The organism is Bacillus sp. WMMC1349 (assembly GCF_013155385.1).
Classification (GTDB): Bacteria; Bacillota; Bacilli; order Bacillales; family Bacillaceae; genus Bacillus.
On record NZ_JABJUQ010000007.1, the window covers coordinates 3899735 to 3917500 of the forward strand.

Here is a 17766-nt window from a genome sequence, read left to right on the forward strand (position 1 = left end):
TTCTCATGATTTTTCCTTCTTTAACATCACCAATTTACAAGAAACCGAATGATTTAATCTTCAATGGGAGATTTATTCGGTGTCCCTGGTTTTCTTGGATATTTCTTTGGTGTCTCTGTTTGTTTTTTGACAATAATGATACTTCTTTCACTTTCTTCTATTGGCAGCTGAAAAGAATGTACATTTTCGATTCGTCCACCTAGCGCTTTAATCGCTTTCTTTCCTGCATCAATCTCTTGATCGGCTGAAGCTGCTTTTAACGCAACAAACAAACCGTTTTTCTTGACTAGTGGCAGACATAGTTCACTTAACACGGAAAGCCGGGCTACCGCACGAGCTGTGACGATATCGAAACTCTCCCGCTTGTCCTTCAATCTCCCGAATGTTTCAGCACGGTCATGGTAAAAATAAGTATTTTCTAATTTTAAAGCTTGAGAAAGCTGATTTAGAAAGTGAATTCTTTTATTTAATGAATCGACAATTGTCACATGTAAATGAGGAAAACAAATTTTAATTGGCAGGCTTGGAAAACCAGCACCTGCCCCAACATCACAAAGACTGTTGAATGTTTTAAAATCAACATAAAAAGAAGTCGTAATCGAATCGTAAAAATGCTTTAAATATACCTCTTTTTTCTCAGTAATTGAGGTTAGATTGATTTTTTCATTCCATTCTGACAGCCATTCATAATAGGTTTCAAATTGTTCCAGTTGAAAGTCGGAAAGGGAGATCCCTTTCTCCTCTAAACCGGATCTAAATTGCTCTATGTTCATGCCGTCATCCTTTCTATTCTGCTATCTTGGCAATTCGTCCCTGTTCCAGATAAACAAGAAGAATTGAAATATCAGCAGGATTTACACCTGAGATCCGTGAGGCTTGTGCGACAGAAAGCGGTCTGACTTCTTTCAATTTTTGACGTGCTTCTGTTGCAATACCTTTAATCGCATCATAATCTATCCTGTCAGGAATCTTTTTATTTTCCATTTTCTTAAGTTTTTCAACCTGTTGCAATGATTTCTCAATATATCCTTCATACTTGATTTGGATTTCAACCTGTTCAGCAACATCGCTGGCAACTTTTTCGTCTGCCGGAGCAAGTGCTGTCACAGTTTCGTAATTCATTTCCGGCCGTTTCATTAGATCGGTGGCACGGATGCCATCCTTCAACTCACTACCGCCCAATGAACGAATATATGCCTGATTTTCTTTTGAAGGTTTAATGATCACTGAATATAGACGTTTTTTCTCTGCTTCAATCGCTGCTGTTTTCTGTTTGAACTTTTGATAGCGTTCTTCAGAAATCAAGCCGACTTCATAACCGATTTCCGTTAGTCGCAAGTCGGCATTATCATGACGCAAAAGCAGCCGATATTCTGCTCTTGATGTTAACAAACGGTACGGTTCATTTGTTCCCTTAGTGACTAAATCATCAATCAAAACACCGATATATGCGTCTGAACGCCCGAGAATTATTTCTTTTTTATTAAGCGCTTTTCGACCTGCATTGATTCCAGCCATAATACCCTGGCCAGCGGCCTCTTCATATCCTGATGTTCCATTGATTTGTCCAGCTGTGAACAGACCAGGTATTTTTTTTGTTTCCAATGTCGGCCAAAGCTGTGTTGGTACGATGGCATCATATTCGATCGCATACCCAGCTCTCATCATTTCTACATCTTCCAAACCAGGAATGGTTGAAAGCATTTTTTTCTGGACATCTTCCGGTAAGCTCGTTGATAGTCCTTGGACATAGACTTCTTGCGTATTCCGTCCTTCTGGTTCAAGAAAAATCTGATGCCTTGACTTATCATGAAAGCGGACGACCTTATCTTCAATTGATGGACAATATCTCGGTCCTGTTCCTTTAATCATACCGGAATACATTGGTGAACGATGCAGATTGCCATCAATGATCTGATGTGTTTCAGGACTTGTATAAGTGAGCCAGCATGGCAATTGATCTGTGATATATTCTACTGTTTCATATGAAAAGGCCCGGGGCTCTTCATCACCCGGCTGAATTTCTGTTTTACTGTAATCTATCGAATGGCTGTTGACCCGCGGCGGTGTTCCTGTTTTAAAACGGACAAGATCAAATCCTAGCTCTTCAAGATGCTCGGAAAGCTTTATAGAAGGCTGTTGATTGTTTGGTCCGCTGGAATAAGAAAGATCACCAATAATCACTCGACCTCTTAAAAAAGTTCCTGTCGTCAGGACAACCGTTTTTGAATGGTAAACTGCCCCTGATTGTGTCATAATACCGCAGCATTTGCCATCTTCAATGATAAGACGCTCAACCATTCCCTGTTGTAATGTTAAATTTGGTACATTTTCAAGCGTCTTTTTCATCTCATGTTGATATTGAAATTTATCAGCCTGAGCCCGTAAAGCACGGACGGCGGGACCTTTACCTGTATTTAAAAGTCTCATTTGAATATGGGTTTTATCAATATTTTTTGCCATTTGTCCGCCTAGTGCATCTATTTCGCGGACGACAATCCCTTTGGCGGGACCGCCGACAGATGGGTTACACGGCATAAAAGCGACCATATCAAGGTTAATGGTTAAGACAAGTGTTTTTGCCCCTTGTCTGGCTGATGCCAAAGCAGCTTCCACCCCGGCATGACCGGCGCCAACGACAATGACATCATATCGACCTGCTTCATAGACCATATGCTTTTCCTCCTTTACTTTCCTAGACAAAATTGTGAAAAGAGCTGGTCGATCAAGCTTTCATGTACAGCGTCACCAATGATCTCACCTAGAACTTCCCAACATCTTGTTAAATCAATTTGAACCATATCAATCGGTACATCATTCTCAATTCCTTCAAGCGCCTCACCTATCATGCGCTTTGCCTCATGCAATAATGAAATATGTCTTGTATTACTGACATATGTGAGATCACCGCTTTCAATCGCTCCTGTAAAAAATAGCGATTGAATAGCTTCTTCTAATTCAGCTATTCCTTCTTCTTTCAAGAGAGACGTTGTCACGACAGGACTTCCGCCAGCCAAGTTCTGAACACTTTCAAGATCCAGCTTTTGCTCAAGATCAGTCTTATTGACAATGACAATCAAATCCATACCGCTAACAGCTTCAAAAAGCTTCATGTCTTCATCTGAAAGCGGCTCACTATAATTAAGGACGAGTAAAATCAAATCCGCTTTTTTTAAAACCTCTCTGGAGCGCTCAACTCCAATCCGTTCAACGATATCTTCTGTCTCACGAATACCGGCTGTGTCGACAAGGCGCAACGGCACGCCCCTTATATTAACGTATTCTTCAATCACGTCCCGCGTTGTACCCGGAATATCAGTTACAATCGCTTTCGTTTCATGAACAAGACTATTTAAAAGAGATGATTTACCGACGTTTGGACGTCCAATAATGACTGTTGAGATTCCTTCTCTTAATATTTTACCCTGTTCTGATGTTGCAAGAAGTGCTTCAATTTCTTTTTTGACATGAGTGGCTTTTTCAACCAAAACTTTATGCGTCATTTCTTCGACATCATCATACTCTGGATAATCAATATTTACTTCTACATGAGCCAGTGTTTCAAGTAATTCACTTCTCAAGCGTTTGATCAGTTTAGAAAGTCTGCCTTCCATCTGATTCATAGCTACATTCATAGCGCGGTCTGTCTTGGCTCTAATGAGATCCATGACAGCCTCTGCTTGAGAGAGGTCAATTCTCCCATTTAAAAATGCCCTTTTCGTAAATTCGCCGGGCTCAGCCAGTCTTGCTCCTTCTCTTAACACTAATTGAAGTACTTGATTGACTGTGACAATACCGCCATGACAATTGATCTCGATTACGTCTTCTCTCGTAAACGTTTTTGGCGCTTTTAAAACGGAAACCATGACTTCTTCTATCACCTTTTTTGTTTCAGGATCCACAATGTGACCGTAGTGAATGGTGTGTGTAGCAACAGTGCTTAATTCTTTCCCTCGAGGTCCTTTGTATACTTTATCAGCAATGGAAAGAGCTTCAGGACCGCTTAGCCTGACGATTGCAATAGCCCCTTCTCCCATTGGCGTTGAAATGGCTGCGATCGTATCCATGCTATTCACCTCTCTTTTTTCGTTCTTTTTATGTATTATCCCCATCTTTTAAGACAGTCTTCCAATGGGTGAGAAATTTTATTGTAATCAAAATTTAAAGATACCATAGTTTCAAGGGAAGTGGAAGTAGTTGAGTTGTTATCCACACCCTTAACAAACTGTTATTATTTACTTTAACTTATCCACATGTGAATAACAATGGGACTCTTTTTTTATAGTGTTTTTTCCAGAGAAAAAAGCCAGTAGAGGATTTAAGCCCCCACTGGCTTTTTCTGGAATTTATTGTTTATAGGAGATGACAAGATGCCGGTTGTGGCCTTCTCCAGTAGAATATGTTTCGATCTCTTTAGCATAATTTGAAAGAGTGTCGTGAACTACTTTGCGTTCACTGGAAGGCATCGGCTCAAGATGAATATCTTTTTTCTGTCTCTTCGCTTGATCTGCCAGCTTTAAGGCCAAATGAGTTAGAGCTTCTTTCCGCTTGGCACGATAACCTTCAGCATCAACAACAACTTGCATATAGTGATCAGAATAGCGGTTAAGAACAAGTTGTGTCAAAGTTTCAAGAGCATTTAACGTTTGTCCTCTTTTTCCAATCAAAAGTGCCATTTTATCACTTTCCAAATGGAAAATAATCTTTTTTGTTTCTGCTTCTTTTGTTACTTTTGCCTCGATTCCCATCTGAGCAATCACATTTTCTAAATACTGTGCTGCTTCTTTTATAGGGTCTATTTTTTCTTGTAATTTAACAACTGCAGGTTGTGAGCCAAATATGCCGAAAAAACCTTTTTTTCCTTCAGCAATAACATGAATTTCGATGTCAGCCTTTTGAAGCCCTAGTTGTTTAAGTCCGGATTGTACTGCTTCGTCGACGGTTCGTCCAGTAGCAGTCAGTTCCTTCACTTTTTCTTACCTCCAGATTTTTTTCCTCCAGCCGAAGCTTGGTTTTCTGTTTTTATTTTTTTGTCTTTAATCAAGAATGTTTGTCCAATCATGAATAAGTTACCGACAACCCAGTACAGTGAAAGAGCTGCTGGAAAATTGATGGCAAATATAACGATCATAATTGGCATCAACCAAAGCATAATTGCCATTTGCGGATTTTGCTGTGGATTTCCTGCCATCATTAGCTTTTGTTGGATGAAAGTAAATACCCCTGCTAAAATCGGCAAAATAAAAAATGGGTCACGATCCCCTAGGTCAAACCATAAAAAGCTATGTTCTGCGATTTCACGTGTTCTCATAATGGCATGATAGAAACCCATTAAAATCGGCATTTGTATAATCAACGGAAAACAGCCCGCCAATGGGTTTACTCCATGCTTCTGCATTAAAGCCATTGTTTCCTGTTGTAATTTTTGTTGTGTTTTTTGATCTTTAGAACTGTACTTCTCGCGTAATTTCTGCATTTCAGGCTGAATCGCCTGCGTTGCTCTCATGCTTCTTGTCTGTTTGATCATCAACGGGAGTATTAATAAACGTATAAGGATCGTCACGATAATAATCGCAAGTCCAAAGCTATTGCCTGTTGCCTTCGCAACATAGGTGATCAGTTGTGACAATGGATAAACGATAAGGGTGTTCCAAGGTCTCGTTGGACCAGTGCTTTCTGCAGTGATCGGCTGGTTAATCTCGGTACACCCAGCTAAAAGCACAAGAATGCCAATCATGCTCAACAATAATAAAATTCGCCTCTTCAACAATATTTCCTCCTATATCTTCATACTTAAACCGTAGACATACGGTTATTACTTCGAAAAAGACATACTTTTTCGTTATTTTATCATCTTTCAAATCAGAATGGGCAGTACCATTTTTGACGGCTAACGGAAGCGCTTAAAAAAGTACCCGCAAATCAAGACGGCTTATCCGATTTTTTTTGATAAACAGATGTTTTTCTGAACAGATGTTGCAAGCTTTTCTTCGTTTCCTCATAGGTCAGATCAGCAGCCGGTTTTCTAGCAATGATAATATAATCATATTCCTGTTTTAATTGATCATGTTCTTCTTGGATGATCTGACGAATCAGCCGTTTAACCCTATTGCGTACGACAGCATTTCCAATTTTCTTACTGACCGACAGTCCGATCCGGAATTCTTTCGCCTCAGGTTGGTGAAGCACATATAAAACATACTGCCGGTTTGCCATCGAGTTGCCTTTTTTAAATACCTTTTGAAAATCTTCATTTTTTTTTAATCGATTCCGCTTTTTCATATGTTTCTTCACTCCGATAACAAGCTGGCAAAATAGATCTTGGTCATTGCTTTATGTAAAAAAGACCACTGACTTGTTTCAGTGGCCTAAGCTGATAGTACTTTTCTTCCTTTACGACGACGACGTGCTAATACAAGACGTCCATTTTTGGAACTCATACGGCTGCGAAAGCCATGAACTTTACTGCGCTTACGGTTATTTGGTTGAAATGTTCTTTTCATGTATGACACCTCCCTCGAGGAATAGCTGCTAAAGACAGTCTAACTCATTATATTTCGATGAGTGGATAATTGTCAACTTCACTCACACAATTCCTTTTTTCGCACCATAATAGAATAACATAAAAAAGTTAGCTTCAAAAGTCTATTTTCATTTTTCATCAAAAATTAATAATGTGGATATCTTTCGGTTTATTTTCTACAATCCACAACCATTATCGACAACATTTTCACAAAATCAACTCCTGTGGACAATAATTTTTCAACAGTTTGTATACAGTGTGGATAAGTTCTTGTCAACCATTGCAACTGGTCAGTTATTCTGATATTATATTTGTGTTTTAACTCTTAATAACAGATCAACCGTAATATCATTATCCACAGACTGTGGATAAATTGTGGAAAGTTTTTTCACAGGGTGTGAAAGAAGTTGTCCACAGCTTGTGAAAGATGTCGAAAAGACGTTTTTCTACTATATTATATGTTTTCAACATTTTATCAACGAATGGATTTACCCATTTTCTTTTTTTGTGTTCTATAACAGAACAATTCCTGGTAAAGGAGGGACAAACCGCAGGTCATGAACAATATAACGGAGCTTTGGACGCAAGCCCTTGAGGAGATTAAAAAAAAATTAAGCAAGCCCAGTTTTGAAACATGGATGAAGTCAACAAAGGCTCATTCATTACAAGAAGATACACTAGTTATCATCGCTCCAAACGAGTTTGCCAGAGACTGGCTTGAATCAAAGTATTTGCACCTGATCGCTGAGACAATTTATGGTCTCACTGGAGAGGAATGGAGCATTAAATTTGTCATTCCCCAAAATCAAAAAGAAGAAGAATTCATGCCAAAATCTCCAGTCAAAAAAGTATCGAAAGAAGACGCAGCCGATTTTCCACAAAATATGCTGAATCCCAAATACACGTTCGATACTTTTGTGATAGGGTCTGGAAATCGTTTTGCTCATGCAGCTTCATTAGCAGTCGCTGAAGCACCGGCAAAAGCATACAATCCTCTGTTTATTTATGGAGGTGTCGGTCTTGGAAAAACTCATTTAATGCATGCGATTGGACATTATGTCCTCGAGCATAATCCAGATGCAAAAGTGATTTATTTGTCATCTGAAAAATTTACAAATGAATTTATTAACTCGATCCGAGACAATAAGGCTGTCGATTTTCGCAATCGCTATCGGAATGTCGACGTTCTTCTAATAGATGATATTCAATTTTTGGCTGGAAAAGAACAAACACAAGAGGAATTCTTTCATACGTTTAATACATTGCATGATGAAACAAAACAAATTGTCATTTCAAGTGATAGACCGCCTAAAGAAATTCCGACGCTTGAAGACCGCTTACGTTCCCGGTTTGAGTGGGGGTTAATTACTGATATTACACCTCCTGATTTAGAAACGAGAATTGCCATTTTAAGAAAAAAAGCGAAGGCAGAAGGTCTTGATATTCCAAATGAGGTCATGCTTTATATTGCCAATCAAATTGATAGTAACATTAGAGAGTTAGAAGGAGCTTTAATACGAGTTGTCGCGTTTTCTTCCTTGATTAATAAAGATATTAATGCTGATTTAGCAGCAGAGGCATTAAAAGATATTATTCCTTCCTCAAAACCAAAAGTGATTACGATTAAAGATATTCAACGGATTGTTGGTCAGCAGTATAATATCAAGTTAGAAGATTTTAAAGCAAAAAAACGGACAAAATCGGTAGCATTTCCACGGCAAATTGCTATGTATCTATCAAGAGAAATGACAGATTCATCTCTCCCTAAAATCGGAGAGGAGTTTGGGGGAAGAGACCATACAACGGTCATTCATGCCCATGAGAAAATATCGAAACTGCTAAGTAGTGATGAACAGCTTCAACAACAAATTAAAGAAATAAAAGAACAATTGAGGTAGTGTCGTTTGGCGGATAACGGGAAAGTGTGAATAACTAGAACATAGCCATGCACAGTCTGTCCACATGTGGATAGACTGTGTTTCCTTTCACTTCTCCACTTATCCACATATTCACACCCCCTACTATTACTTCTACTATTTTTAAATCATAATAAATAATAGGTTCCTAAGGAGGATGGTCATGAAATTTACGATTCAAAAAGACCGTTTAGTCGAGAGTGTACAAAATGTATTAAAGGCGGTTTCTTCAAGAACAACAATTCCGATATTGACAGGGATTAAAATTGTTGCATCTGATGAAGGCGTAACCCTTACAGGAAGTGATTCTGATGTTTCAATTGAATCATTTATTCCTAAAGAAGACGGCGATTTGGAGATCGTAACAGTTGAAAAGCCAGGAAGTATTGTTTTGCAAGCGCGCTTTTTTAGTGAAATTGTAAAAAAACTTCCGATGTCTACTGTTGAAATTGAAGTTCAAAATCAGTATTTAACAATGATCCGCTCAGGAAAAGCCGAATTCAATCTAAACGGTCTTGATGCTAGTGAATATCCACTACTACCTCAAATAGAAGAACATCATTCTTTTCAAATACCGACTGACCTGTTAAAAAACATGATCCGTCAAACGGTTTTTGCAGTGTCCACCTCAGAAACACGCCCTGTCTTGACAGGTGTAAACTGGAAGGTGGGTGATAGTGAATTAATATGCACTGCGACGGATAGTCATCGTCTCGCATTAAGAAAAGCAAAGCTGGATATCAATGGGGAGCATTCATACAATGTTGTCATTCCTGGTAAGAGCTTAACAGAATTGAGTAAGATCCTTGATGATCACCAAGAGCTTGTAGATATTGTCGTTACAGAAACACAAGTGCTTTTTAAAACAAAAAACGTTCTATTTTTCTCAAGACTGCTTGATGGAAATTATCCTGACACAAACCGTTTAATTCCACAGGATAGTAAAACGAATTTGGTTGTGAATACAAAAGAGTTTCTTCAAGCTATCGACAGGGCTTCCTTGCTAGCAAGGGAAGGTCGTAACAATGTGGTCAAACTAACAACTTCCGCAGACGAGTCAATTGAAATCTCTTCAAATTCCCCGGAAATCGGAAAAGTTGTTGAAACAGTGAATGCTGAGCAAATTGAAGGGGAAGACTTAAAAATATCTTTTAGTCCGAAATATATGTTGGATGCTCTTAAAGTTCTTGAGGGAGAGGATATTCATGTCAGCTTTACAGGAGCAATGAGACCTTTTCTGATCCGTACTCCAAACGATGATTCGATTGTGCAATTGATTCTTCCAGTCCGGACGTATTAATCTAGAAGCTGCCGGCTTTTGTTCGGCAGCTTCACCTATTTTTCAATTGACTGCATCCAAGTTGTTTTTGATATACCACAAGTTACCCCTTCCCATGCCCCCCTATTTTTTAGTACAATTAGGTATTAGTGATATTGAAAGAGGCGATAAAATGACAAAGACGGTAGCTATTGACACAAATATGATTACCCTTGGTCAGTTTCTTAAATTAGCAGATGTTATTCAGTCAGGCGGGATGGCCAAATGGTTCTTGTCTGAATATGAAGTTTTCGTTAATGGTGAACCTGATAATCGCCGTGGTCGCAAACTATATGTTGGAGATGTTGTCATGATTCAAGGTGTCGGTTCATTTCAAGTTGGCGGTTAAAGCGGGTGATAGTAATTGTATATCCAAAATCTCACTTTGTCTTCTTACCGAAATTATGAGTGTCTCGATCTACAGTTTGAAGACAAAGTCAACATCATCATTGGAGAGAATGCTCAAGGTAAGACAAATTTGATGGAAGCAATTTATGTGCTTGCGATGGCGAAGTCTCATCGAACATCGAATGATAAAGAACTGATACGTTGGGATGCAGACTATGCTAAAATAGAGGGTAGGATCATGAAAAAAAACGGTTCTGTTCCCATTCAGCTTGTCATTTCTAAAAAAGGAAAAAAAGCTAAGCTTAATCATATTGAACAACAAAAACTGAGCCAATATGTCGGAGCTGTTAACACAATTATGTTTGCCCCAGAAGACTTAAATCTTGTAAAAGGAAGTCCGCAGGTCAGGAGAAGGTTTTTGGATATGGAAATCGGCCAAGTATCACCCGTATATCTTCATGACCTTTCTCTTTACCAAAAAATCCTTTCACAGCGCAATCATTTCTTGAAGCAGCTTCAAACAAGAAAGCAGACTGATCATACAATGCTTGACGTTTTGACAGAACAGCTTATTGAGTTTGCGGCAAAGGTTGTGATGAAACGTCTTCAATTTGTAGATCAGCTTGAAAAATGGGCTAAGCCTATTCATTCTGGAATTTCAAGAGGGATTGAAAATCTGACCTTGAAGTATCATACATCTCTTCACGTATCAGAAACACCGGAATTGTCGAAAATAATCAATAGTTACCAAGAATCATTTTCTAAATTAAGAGATAAGGAAATTGATCGCGGTGTTTCTCTTGCAGGTCCTCATAGAGATGATGTGGCTTTTTATGTAAATGGCAGGGATGTTCAAACCTATGGTTCTCAAGGACAACAACGAACAACGGCACTCTCTTTGAAGTTGGCTGAGATTGATTTAATTCAAGAAGAAATTGGGGAGTACCCGATTTTGCTTTTAGATGATGTATTGTCAGAGCTTGATGACTATCGACAGTCACACCTGCTTCACACGATCCAAGGTCGTGTTCAGACCTTTGTCACAACGACAAGCATCGATGGCATTGATCATAAAACCTTAAATGAAGCTGGAATCTTTCGTGTTGAAAATGGCACGCTATTGGACTGAAAAAACGGGGTGAGGGATTGTATATCCATTTAGGTGACGACTTTGTCGTCTCAACACATGAAATTGTGGCTATTTTTGATTACAAGACAAAGGCATCTCCGATTGTTGAAGAATTCTTAACAAAACAAAAAGGTTTGATTTTATCTACTAACAATACGCCGAAGTCAATTGTTGTCACAGTTCAGTCGATTTATTTTTCTCCTTTAGCCTCAGGCACGTTGAAAAAACGAACACAGGTCCAAACCGGATTTTGATTCATAAAGAATCTTTACTATAAATTTATTATGTTTGAAGAAAAGTGTAGGTGAATGTGCGTGGCAATGGAACAGCAAAATAATTACGATGAAAATCAGATACAGGTTCTTGAGGGGTTAGAAGCGGTACGCAAAAGACCAGGAATGTACATTGGATCAACAAGCGGTAAAGGGTTGCACCATTTAGTATGGGAGATCGTTGATAATAGTATCGATGAAGCACTCGCTGGTTATTGTACAGAAATCAACGTTGAAATTCTAAATGACAACAGTATTACGGTAAAAGACAATGGACGTGGAATACCAGTTGGGATACACGAAAAAATGGGACGTCCGGCTGTTGAAGTCATTATGACAGTCCTGCACGCTGGTGGTAAATTTGATGGAAGCGGCTATAAAGTTTCCGGTGGATTGCACGGTGTTGGTGCTTCTGTTGTCAACGCTCTTTCAACAGAGCTTGATGTAACGGTTTATAGAGATGGAAAGATTCATTATCAAGTGTTTGAGCGAGGTGTTCCCAAAGCTGATTTAGAGGTAATCGGTGAGACAGATGTGACAGGAACAACCACTCATTTCTCTCCTGATCCTGAAATCTTTACAGAAACAACAGAGTATGACTATGACACCCTTGCCACTCGAGTTCGTGAACTTGCCTTTTTAACAAAAGGTGTCAAAATTACAATCGAAGATAAGCGTGAAGGTAAAGAACGAAAAAATGAATACTGTTATGAAGGCGGAATCAAAAGTTATGTAGAGCACTTAAACCGTTCAAGAGAAGCGATTCATGAAGAACCGGTTTATATTGAAGGATCGAAAGACGGGATTACGGTTGAAGTGGCTCTACAATACAATGATAGTTATACAAGCAACATATATTCGTTTGCCAATAACATTCATACGTATGAGGGCGGAACTCATGAAGCTGGTTTTAAAACGGGCTTGACTCGCGTGATTAATGATTATGCTAGAAAGCAAGGTGTGTTCAAAGAAAGCGATTCAAACTTAAGCGGTGAAGATGTTCGGGAAGGATTGACAGCTATCATCTCCATTAAACATCCAGACCCGCAGTTTGAGGGGCAAACGAAAACAAAACTTGGCAATTCAGAAGCGCGTACCATAACAGACGCCCTTTTTTCAGAAGCCTTGGAAAAATTTCTTCTTGAAAATCCAGATTCAGCAAAAAAAATTGTTGAAAAAGGTGTTATGGCCGCAAGAGCACGTATGGCTGCCAAAAAAGCTCGTGAACTGACACGAAGAAAAAGCGCATTAGAAGTGAGTAGTCTACCGGGAAAATTGGCTGATTGTTCTTCGAAAGACCCGGCAATTTCTGAGCTCTATATTGTTGAGGGAGACTCTGCAGGCGGGTCTGCTAAACAAGGACGAGACCGCCATTTCCAAGCAATATTGCCATTAAGAGGGAAAATTTTAAATGTAGAAAAAGCACGTCTTGATAAGATCTTATCAAATAATGAAGTACGCTCTATGATAACTGCTCTTGGTACAGGGATCGGCGAAGACTTTAACCTAGAAAAAGCTCGTTATCATAAAGTTGTCATCATGACGGATGCCGATGTAGACGGTGCGCATATTAGAACATTGTTGCTTACATTTTTCTATCGTTATATGAGGAGAATTATTGAACAAGGTTATATCTATATTGCCCAGCCGCCTCTATATAAAATACAGCAGGGTAAACGTATCGAGTATGCCTACAATGATAAGCAGCTTGAAGATATTTTGAAGCAAATTCCGCAAAATCCAAAGCCTGGTCTTCAACGCTATAAAGGGTTAGGTGAAATGAATGCGACTCAGCTCTGGGAAACAACAATGGATCCAGAAACGAGAACATTGCTGCAAGTCACACTTAAGGATGCGATCGATGCTGACGAAACCTTCGAGATGCTGATGGGAGACAAGGTTGAGCCGCGTCGTAACTTCATTGAAGAAAATGCTCGATATGTAAAGAACTTAGATATTTAATGCATGTAAGACCTTATTTTCACTTGAATGAAATAAGGTCTTTTCTAGAACAAATCTTTGATAACATAGTTATTTAATGTGTATAAATTAAAGAATATTGATATAATGGAGAATAGCCTTATTCGTTGAAGAGTATAAATACAAATCTACTCCCACACAACTCATATAGATTCTTTAGGGAGGTTTTTTAATGAGTGAACAACAAAAACCCCGGATTCAAGAAATTAATATCAGTCAAGAAATGAGAACGTCTTTTTTAGACTACGCCATGAGTGTTATTGTTGCCCGTGCTCTGCCTGATGTTAGGGACGGTCTTAAACCGGTGCATAGAAGGATCTTGTATGCAATGAATGATCTAGGGATGACAAGTGATAAGCCGTATAAGAAATCCGCACGTATTGTCGGTGAAGTTATCGGTAAGTATCATCCCCATGGGGATTCTGCCGTATACGAAGCTATGGTCAGAATGGCGCAGGATTTTAACTATAGGTATATGCTTGTACAAGGCCATGGAAACTTTGGATCTGTCGATGGTGACTCAGCTGCAGCCATGCGATATACAGAAGCAAGAATGTCAAAAATATCGATGGAAATCTTACGTGATATTAACAAGGACACCATCGACTTCCAAGATAACTATGACGGATCGGAAAAAGAACCGATTGTTATGCCGGCGAGGTTTCCTAACCTTCTTGTAAATGGAGCAGCCGGAATTGCAGTAGGTATGGCAACAAATATTCCTCCACATCAGTTAGGTGAAATTGTGAATGGTGTGTTGGCAGTAAGCCAAAATCCAGATATCACACTTCCAGAATTGATGGAAATTATTCCAGGGCCCGACTTTCCGACAGCCGGACTGATCATGGGGAAAAGCGGAATTCGCAAAGCTTATGAAACAGGTCGAGGATCGATCACAATTCGGGCTAAAGCTCGAATTGAAGAATCATCATCTGGTAAACAGACGATTATTATTACAGAAATACCTTATCAGGTGAACAAAGCAAGATTGATTGAAAAAATTGCTGAACTTGTTCGCGATAAAAAAATTGAGGGGATCACTGATCTCCGTGATGAATCAGACCGTAACGGTATGCGGATTGTCATTGAATTGAGAAGAGATGCCAATGCAAATGTACTGTTAAATAACTTATATAAACAAACAGCTTTACAAACTTCATTTGGCATTAACATGCTAGCACTTGTTGATGGACAACCCAAAGTATTAAGTTTAAAACAATGTCTTCAACACTATCTTGATCACCAAAAAGTAGTTATTAGAAGGCGTACTGCTTTTGAACTTCGAAAAGCAGAAGCAAGAGCTCATATTCTTGAAGGATTAAGAATAGCACTTGATCATCTTGATGAAGTCATAGCCTTAATTAGAAATTCACAAACTGGAGAAATTGCCAAAAATGGTTTGATTGAAAAGTTTTCATTAACAGAAAAACAAGCACAAGCCATTCTAGATATGCGTCTTCAGCGCCTGACAGGTCTTGAACAGGAAAAGATTGAAGAAGAATATCAAAACCTTGTGAAACTAATTGCTGAATTAAAAGCCATTTTAGCAGACGAAGAAAAAGTGCTTGAAATTATACGTGAAGAACTGACAGAAATTAAAGATCGTTTTAATGATGAACGCCGGACAGAGATTATTACAACAGGTCTTGAAACAATTGAAGATGAAGACCTTATTCCAAGAGAAAATATCGTTGTTACTTTAACGCATAATGGATATATTAAACGGCTTCCTTCTTCTACCTACCGTAGCCAAAAACGAGGTGGAAAAGGAATTCAGGGAATGGGAACGAATGAAGACGACTTTGTCGAACATTTGATCTCCACATCTACTCACGATACGATCCTCTTTTTCTCAAATAAGGGAAAAGTATATCGTGCGAAAGGGTATGAAATTCCAGAATTCGGACGAACAGCCAAAGGAATACCGATTATTAATCTTTTGGAAGTAGAAAAAGGGGAATGGATTAACGCGATTATTCCGGTCTCTGAGTTTGATGATGAGTCTTATCTATTCTTCACTACAAAACACGGAATTTCAAAACGGACAACACTCTCTCAATTTGCGAACATTCGTAATAATGGCTTGATTGCTTTAAGCCTTCGTGAAGAAGATGAGCTGATGGCAGTTCGTTTAACTGACGGTCATAAACAAATCATCATTGGAACAAAAAATGGGCTTCTCATACGTTTTGCAGAAACTGATGTTCGCCAGATGGGGAGAACCGCAGCCGGTGTTAAAGGGATTACACTGACTAATGATGATATCGTAGTCGGTATGGAGATTTTGGAAGAAAGTTCCCATGTTTTAATTGTGACAGAAAAAGGCTATGGTAAACTGACGCCTGCTTCTGAATATAGAACCCAAAGCCGTGGAGGAAAAGGCTTAAAAACTTGCAGAATCACAGAAAATAATGGTTCTCTTGTTACAGTTAAGGCCACTAGCGGAGAAGAAGATTTAATGATTATCACCGCCAGCGGAGTAATCATCAGAATGGATATTAATGATATTTCAACCACAGGACGTGTCACACAGGGAGTACGTCTCATTCGATTGAATGAACAAGAACATGTCGCAACAGTTGCTTTAGTTGAAAAAGATGAAGAAATCGAAACAGATGATAAAGAAACTGAAGAATCATAATCCAAGAGGCTGTCCAGTAAGTCGATTTTTGACGAATGGACGCCTTTTTCTCATTTAACAACACTGATATATCAGCAATCTTATATGATCACTTCACCGTTTTTCTCTTTAAAGATAGCTACCCTTGCTGCCTATTCTGCAAAGTGAAGCTTTTTGGATTAAAAAATATATGTAAGGTCAGGAGTACTTCAATATAAGTTGATAGTTTGTTGCAATTATATAACTGAACATTTTGCTTACACAACAGAACCCTCAATATTCAATAACATGAAACCTAACTTTCAACCTGAAAAAATCTTAATTTTATCTTTTCTATAGTAAAATAATATGCTATAATGATTTTCGTCCGATTTAAAGAAAAGAAAAGATAAGTGAAAACTTTTTATAAAAAAGTATTGACTGCTTGTCTTGTAAATGTTATATTTAAATAGTCGCTTCGAGAGCGGCAATGAAGTTCTTTGAAAACTAAACAAGACTAAACGTACCTGTTAATTCAAGAAATAAAAAAGCACATTTAGTGCAAGTCAGGGCAGATATCGTCACAAGTGACGAACTTAATCTGCACTCCATTTTATGGAGAGTTTGATCCTGGCTCAGGACGAACGCTGGCGGCGTGCCTAATACATGCAAGTCGAGCGGACCATAGGGAGCTTGCTCCCGAAAGGTTAGCGGCGGACGGGTGAGTAACACGTGGGTAACCTGCCTGTAAGACTGGGATAACTCCGGGAAACCGGGGCTAATACCGGATGCTTGATTGAACCGCATGGTTCAATCATAAAAGGTGGCTTCGGCTACCACTTACAGATGGACCCGCGGCGCATTAGCTAGTTGGTGAGGTAACGGCTCACCAAGGCAACGATGCGTAGCCGACCTGAGAGGGTGATCGGCCACACTGGGACTGAGACACGGCCCAGACTCCTACGGGAGGCAGCAGTAGGGAATCTTCCGCAATGGACGAAAGTCTGACGGAGCAACGCCGCGTGAGTGATGAAGGTTTTCGGATCGTAAAACTCTGTTGTTAGGGAAGAACAAGTACCGTTCGAATAGGGCGGTACCTTGACGGTACCTAACCAGAAAGCCACGGCTAACTACGTGCCAGCAGCCGCGGTAATACGTAGGTGGCAAGCGTTGTCCGGAATTATTGGGCGTAAAGCGCGCGCAGGCGGTTCTTTAAGTCTGATGTGAAAGCCCCCGGCTCAACCGGGGAGGGTCATTGGAAACTGGGGAACTTGAGTGCAGAAGAGGAGAGTGGAATTCCACGTGTAGCGGTGAAATGCGTAGAGATGTGGAGGAACACCAGTGGCGAAGGCGACTCTCTGGTCTGTAACTGACGCTGAGGCGCGAAAGCGTGGGGAGCGAACAGGATTAGATACCCTGGTAGTCCACGCCGTAAACGATGAGTGCTAAGTGTTAGAGGGTTTCCGCCCTTTAGTGCTGCAGCAAACGCATTAAGCACTCCGCCTGGGGAGTACGGTCGCAAGACTGAAACTCAAAGGAATTGACGGGGGCCCGCACAAGCGGTGGAGCATGTGGTTTAATTCGAAGCAACGCGAAGAACCTTACCAGGTCTTGACATCCTCTGACAACCCTAGAGATAGGGCGTCCCCTTCGGGGGCAGAGTGACAGGTGGTGCATGGTT

Annotated in this window: 14 protein-coding genes and 1 rRNA gene (1 of these 15 running past the window's edge); 8 read left to right on the top strand and 7 right to left on the bottom strand. The window is 39.7% G+C overall.

The features are described 5' to 3' along the window. Positions 1–53: 53 nt before the first annotated feature. From rsmG to rpmH, 7 genes are all read right to left on the bottom strand, one after another. On the bottom strand, positions 54–773 hold the full coding sequence (gene rsmG / locus HOO54_RS22285) for a 16S rRNA (guanine(527)-N(7))-methyltransferase RsmG (RefSeq protein WP_172299124.1): 720 nt from the start codon (positions 771–773) through the stop codon (positions 54–56). Positions 774–786: 13 nt separating this feature from the next. Beyond that, a complete protein-coding gene (gene mnmG / locus HOO54_RS22290) occupies positions 787–2673 on the bottom strand; it encodes a tRNA uridine-5-carboxymethylaminomethyl(34) synthesis enzyme MnmG (protein WP_172299126.1) in 1887 nt (628 codons plus the stop codon). A gap of 14 nt (positions 2674–2687) precedes the next feature. Beyond that, positions 2688–4067 carry a tRNA uridine-5-carboxymethylaminomethyl(34) synthesis GTPase MnmE gene (mnmE, locus tag HOO54_RS22295; protein ID WP_172299128.1) on the bottom strand — a complete coding sequence of 460 codons (1380 nt, stop codon included), beginning with the start codon at positions 4065–4067 and terminating at the stop codon, positions 2688–2690. Between the two features lie 279 nt (positions 4068–4346). Continuing rightward, on the bottom strand, positions 4347–4970 hold the full coding sequence (gene jag / locus HOO54_RS22300; protein WP_172299130.1) for an RNA-binding cell elongation regulator Jag/EloR: 624 nt from the start codon (positions 4968–4970) through the stop codon (positions 4347–4349). Then, entirely contained in the window at positions 4967–5773 is an 807-nt protein-coding gene (gene spoIIIJ / locus HOO54_RS22305; protein ID WP_172299772.1) for a YidC family membrane integrase SpoIIIJ, read from the bottom strand. The genes jag and spoIIIJ overlap by 4 nt, the downstream gene beginning before the upstream one ends. Before the next feature lie 149 nt (positions 5774–5922). After that, on the bottom strand, positions 5923–6282 hold the full coding sequence (rnpA, locus tag HOO54_RS22310; RefSeq protein WP_172299132.1) for a ribonuclease P protein component: 360 nt from the start codon (positions 6280–6282) through the stop codon (positions 5923–5925). Positions 6283–6368: 86 nt separating this feature from the next. Beyond that, the gene (rpmH, locus tag HOO54_RS22315; RefSeq protein ID WP_003178075.1) at positions 6369–6503 is read right to left on the bottom strand and encodes a 50S ribosomal protein L34; all 135 of its coding nucleotides are present in this window, start codon (positions 6501–6503) and stop codon (positions 6369–6371) included. 577 nt (positions 6504–7080) lie between these two features. Between rpmH and dnaA the strand changes: the two genes are divergently transcribed. The 8 genes from dnaA to HOO54_RS22355 form a co-directional block, all read left to right on the top strand. Continuing rightward, positions 7081–8421: a chromosomal replication initiator protein DnaA gene (gene dnaA, locus HOO54_RS22320; protein WP_172299134.1), complete on the top strand. Its 1341-nt coding sequence runs from the start codon at positions 7081–7083 to the stop codon at positions 8419–8421. Positions 8422–8602: 181 nt separating this feature from the next. Further along, positions 8603–9739: a DNA polymerase III subunit beta gene (dnaN, locus tag HOO54_RS22325; protein WP_172299136.1), complete on the top strand. Its 1137-nt coding sequence runs from the start codon at positions 8603–8605 to the stop codon at positions 9737–9739. Between the two features lie 151 nt (positions 9740–9890). Beyond that, the gene (gene yaaA, locus HOO54_RS22330; protein WP_172299139.1) at positions 9891–10106 is read left to right on the top strand and encodes a S4 domain-containing protein YaaA; all 216 of its coding nucleotides are present in this window, start codon (positions 9891–9893) and stop codon (positions 10104–10106) included. Between the two features lie 15 nt (positions 10107–10121). Then, positions 10122–11234, top strand: coding sequence for a DNA replication/repair protein RecF (gene recF / locus HOO54_RS22335; protein ID WP_172299141.1), 1113 nt, complete (start codon positions 10122–10124; stop codon positions 11232–11234). Between the two features lie 17 nt (positions 11235–11251). Further along, a complete protein-coding gene (gene remB / locus HOO54_RS22340; RefSeq protein WP_172299143.1) occupies positions 11252–11488 on the top strand; it encodes an extracellular matrix regulator RemB in 237 nt (78 codons plus the stop codon). A 66-nt stretch (positions 11489–11554) separates the two neighbouring features. Next, complete coding sequence (gene gyrB, locus HOO54_RS22345) at positions 11555–13468, top strand: DNA topoisomerase (ATP-hydrolyzing) subunit B (RefSeq protein ID WP_172299774.1); 1914 nt, start codon at positions 11555–11557, stop codon at positions 13466–13468. Between the two features lie 190 nt (positions 13469–13658). Continuing rightward, complete coding sequence (gyrA, locus tag HOO54_RS22350; protein ID WP_172299145.1) at positions 13659–16127, top strand: DNA gyrase subunit A; 2469 nt, start codon at positions 13659–13661, stop codon at positions 16125–16127. A gap of 570 nt (positions 16128–16697) precedes the next feature. Further along, positions 16698–17766: ribosomal RNA gene (locus HOO54_RS22355) — 16S ribosomal RNA — on the top strand; it runs 481 nt beyond the window's last position.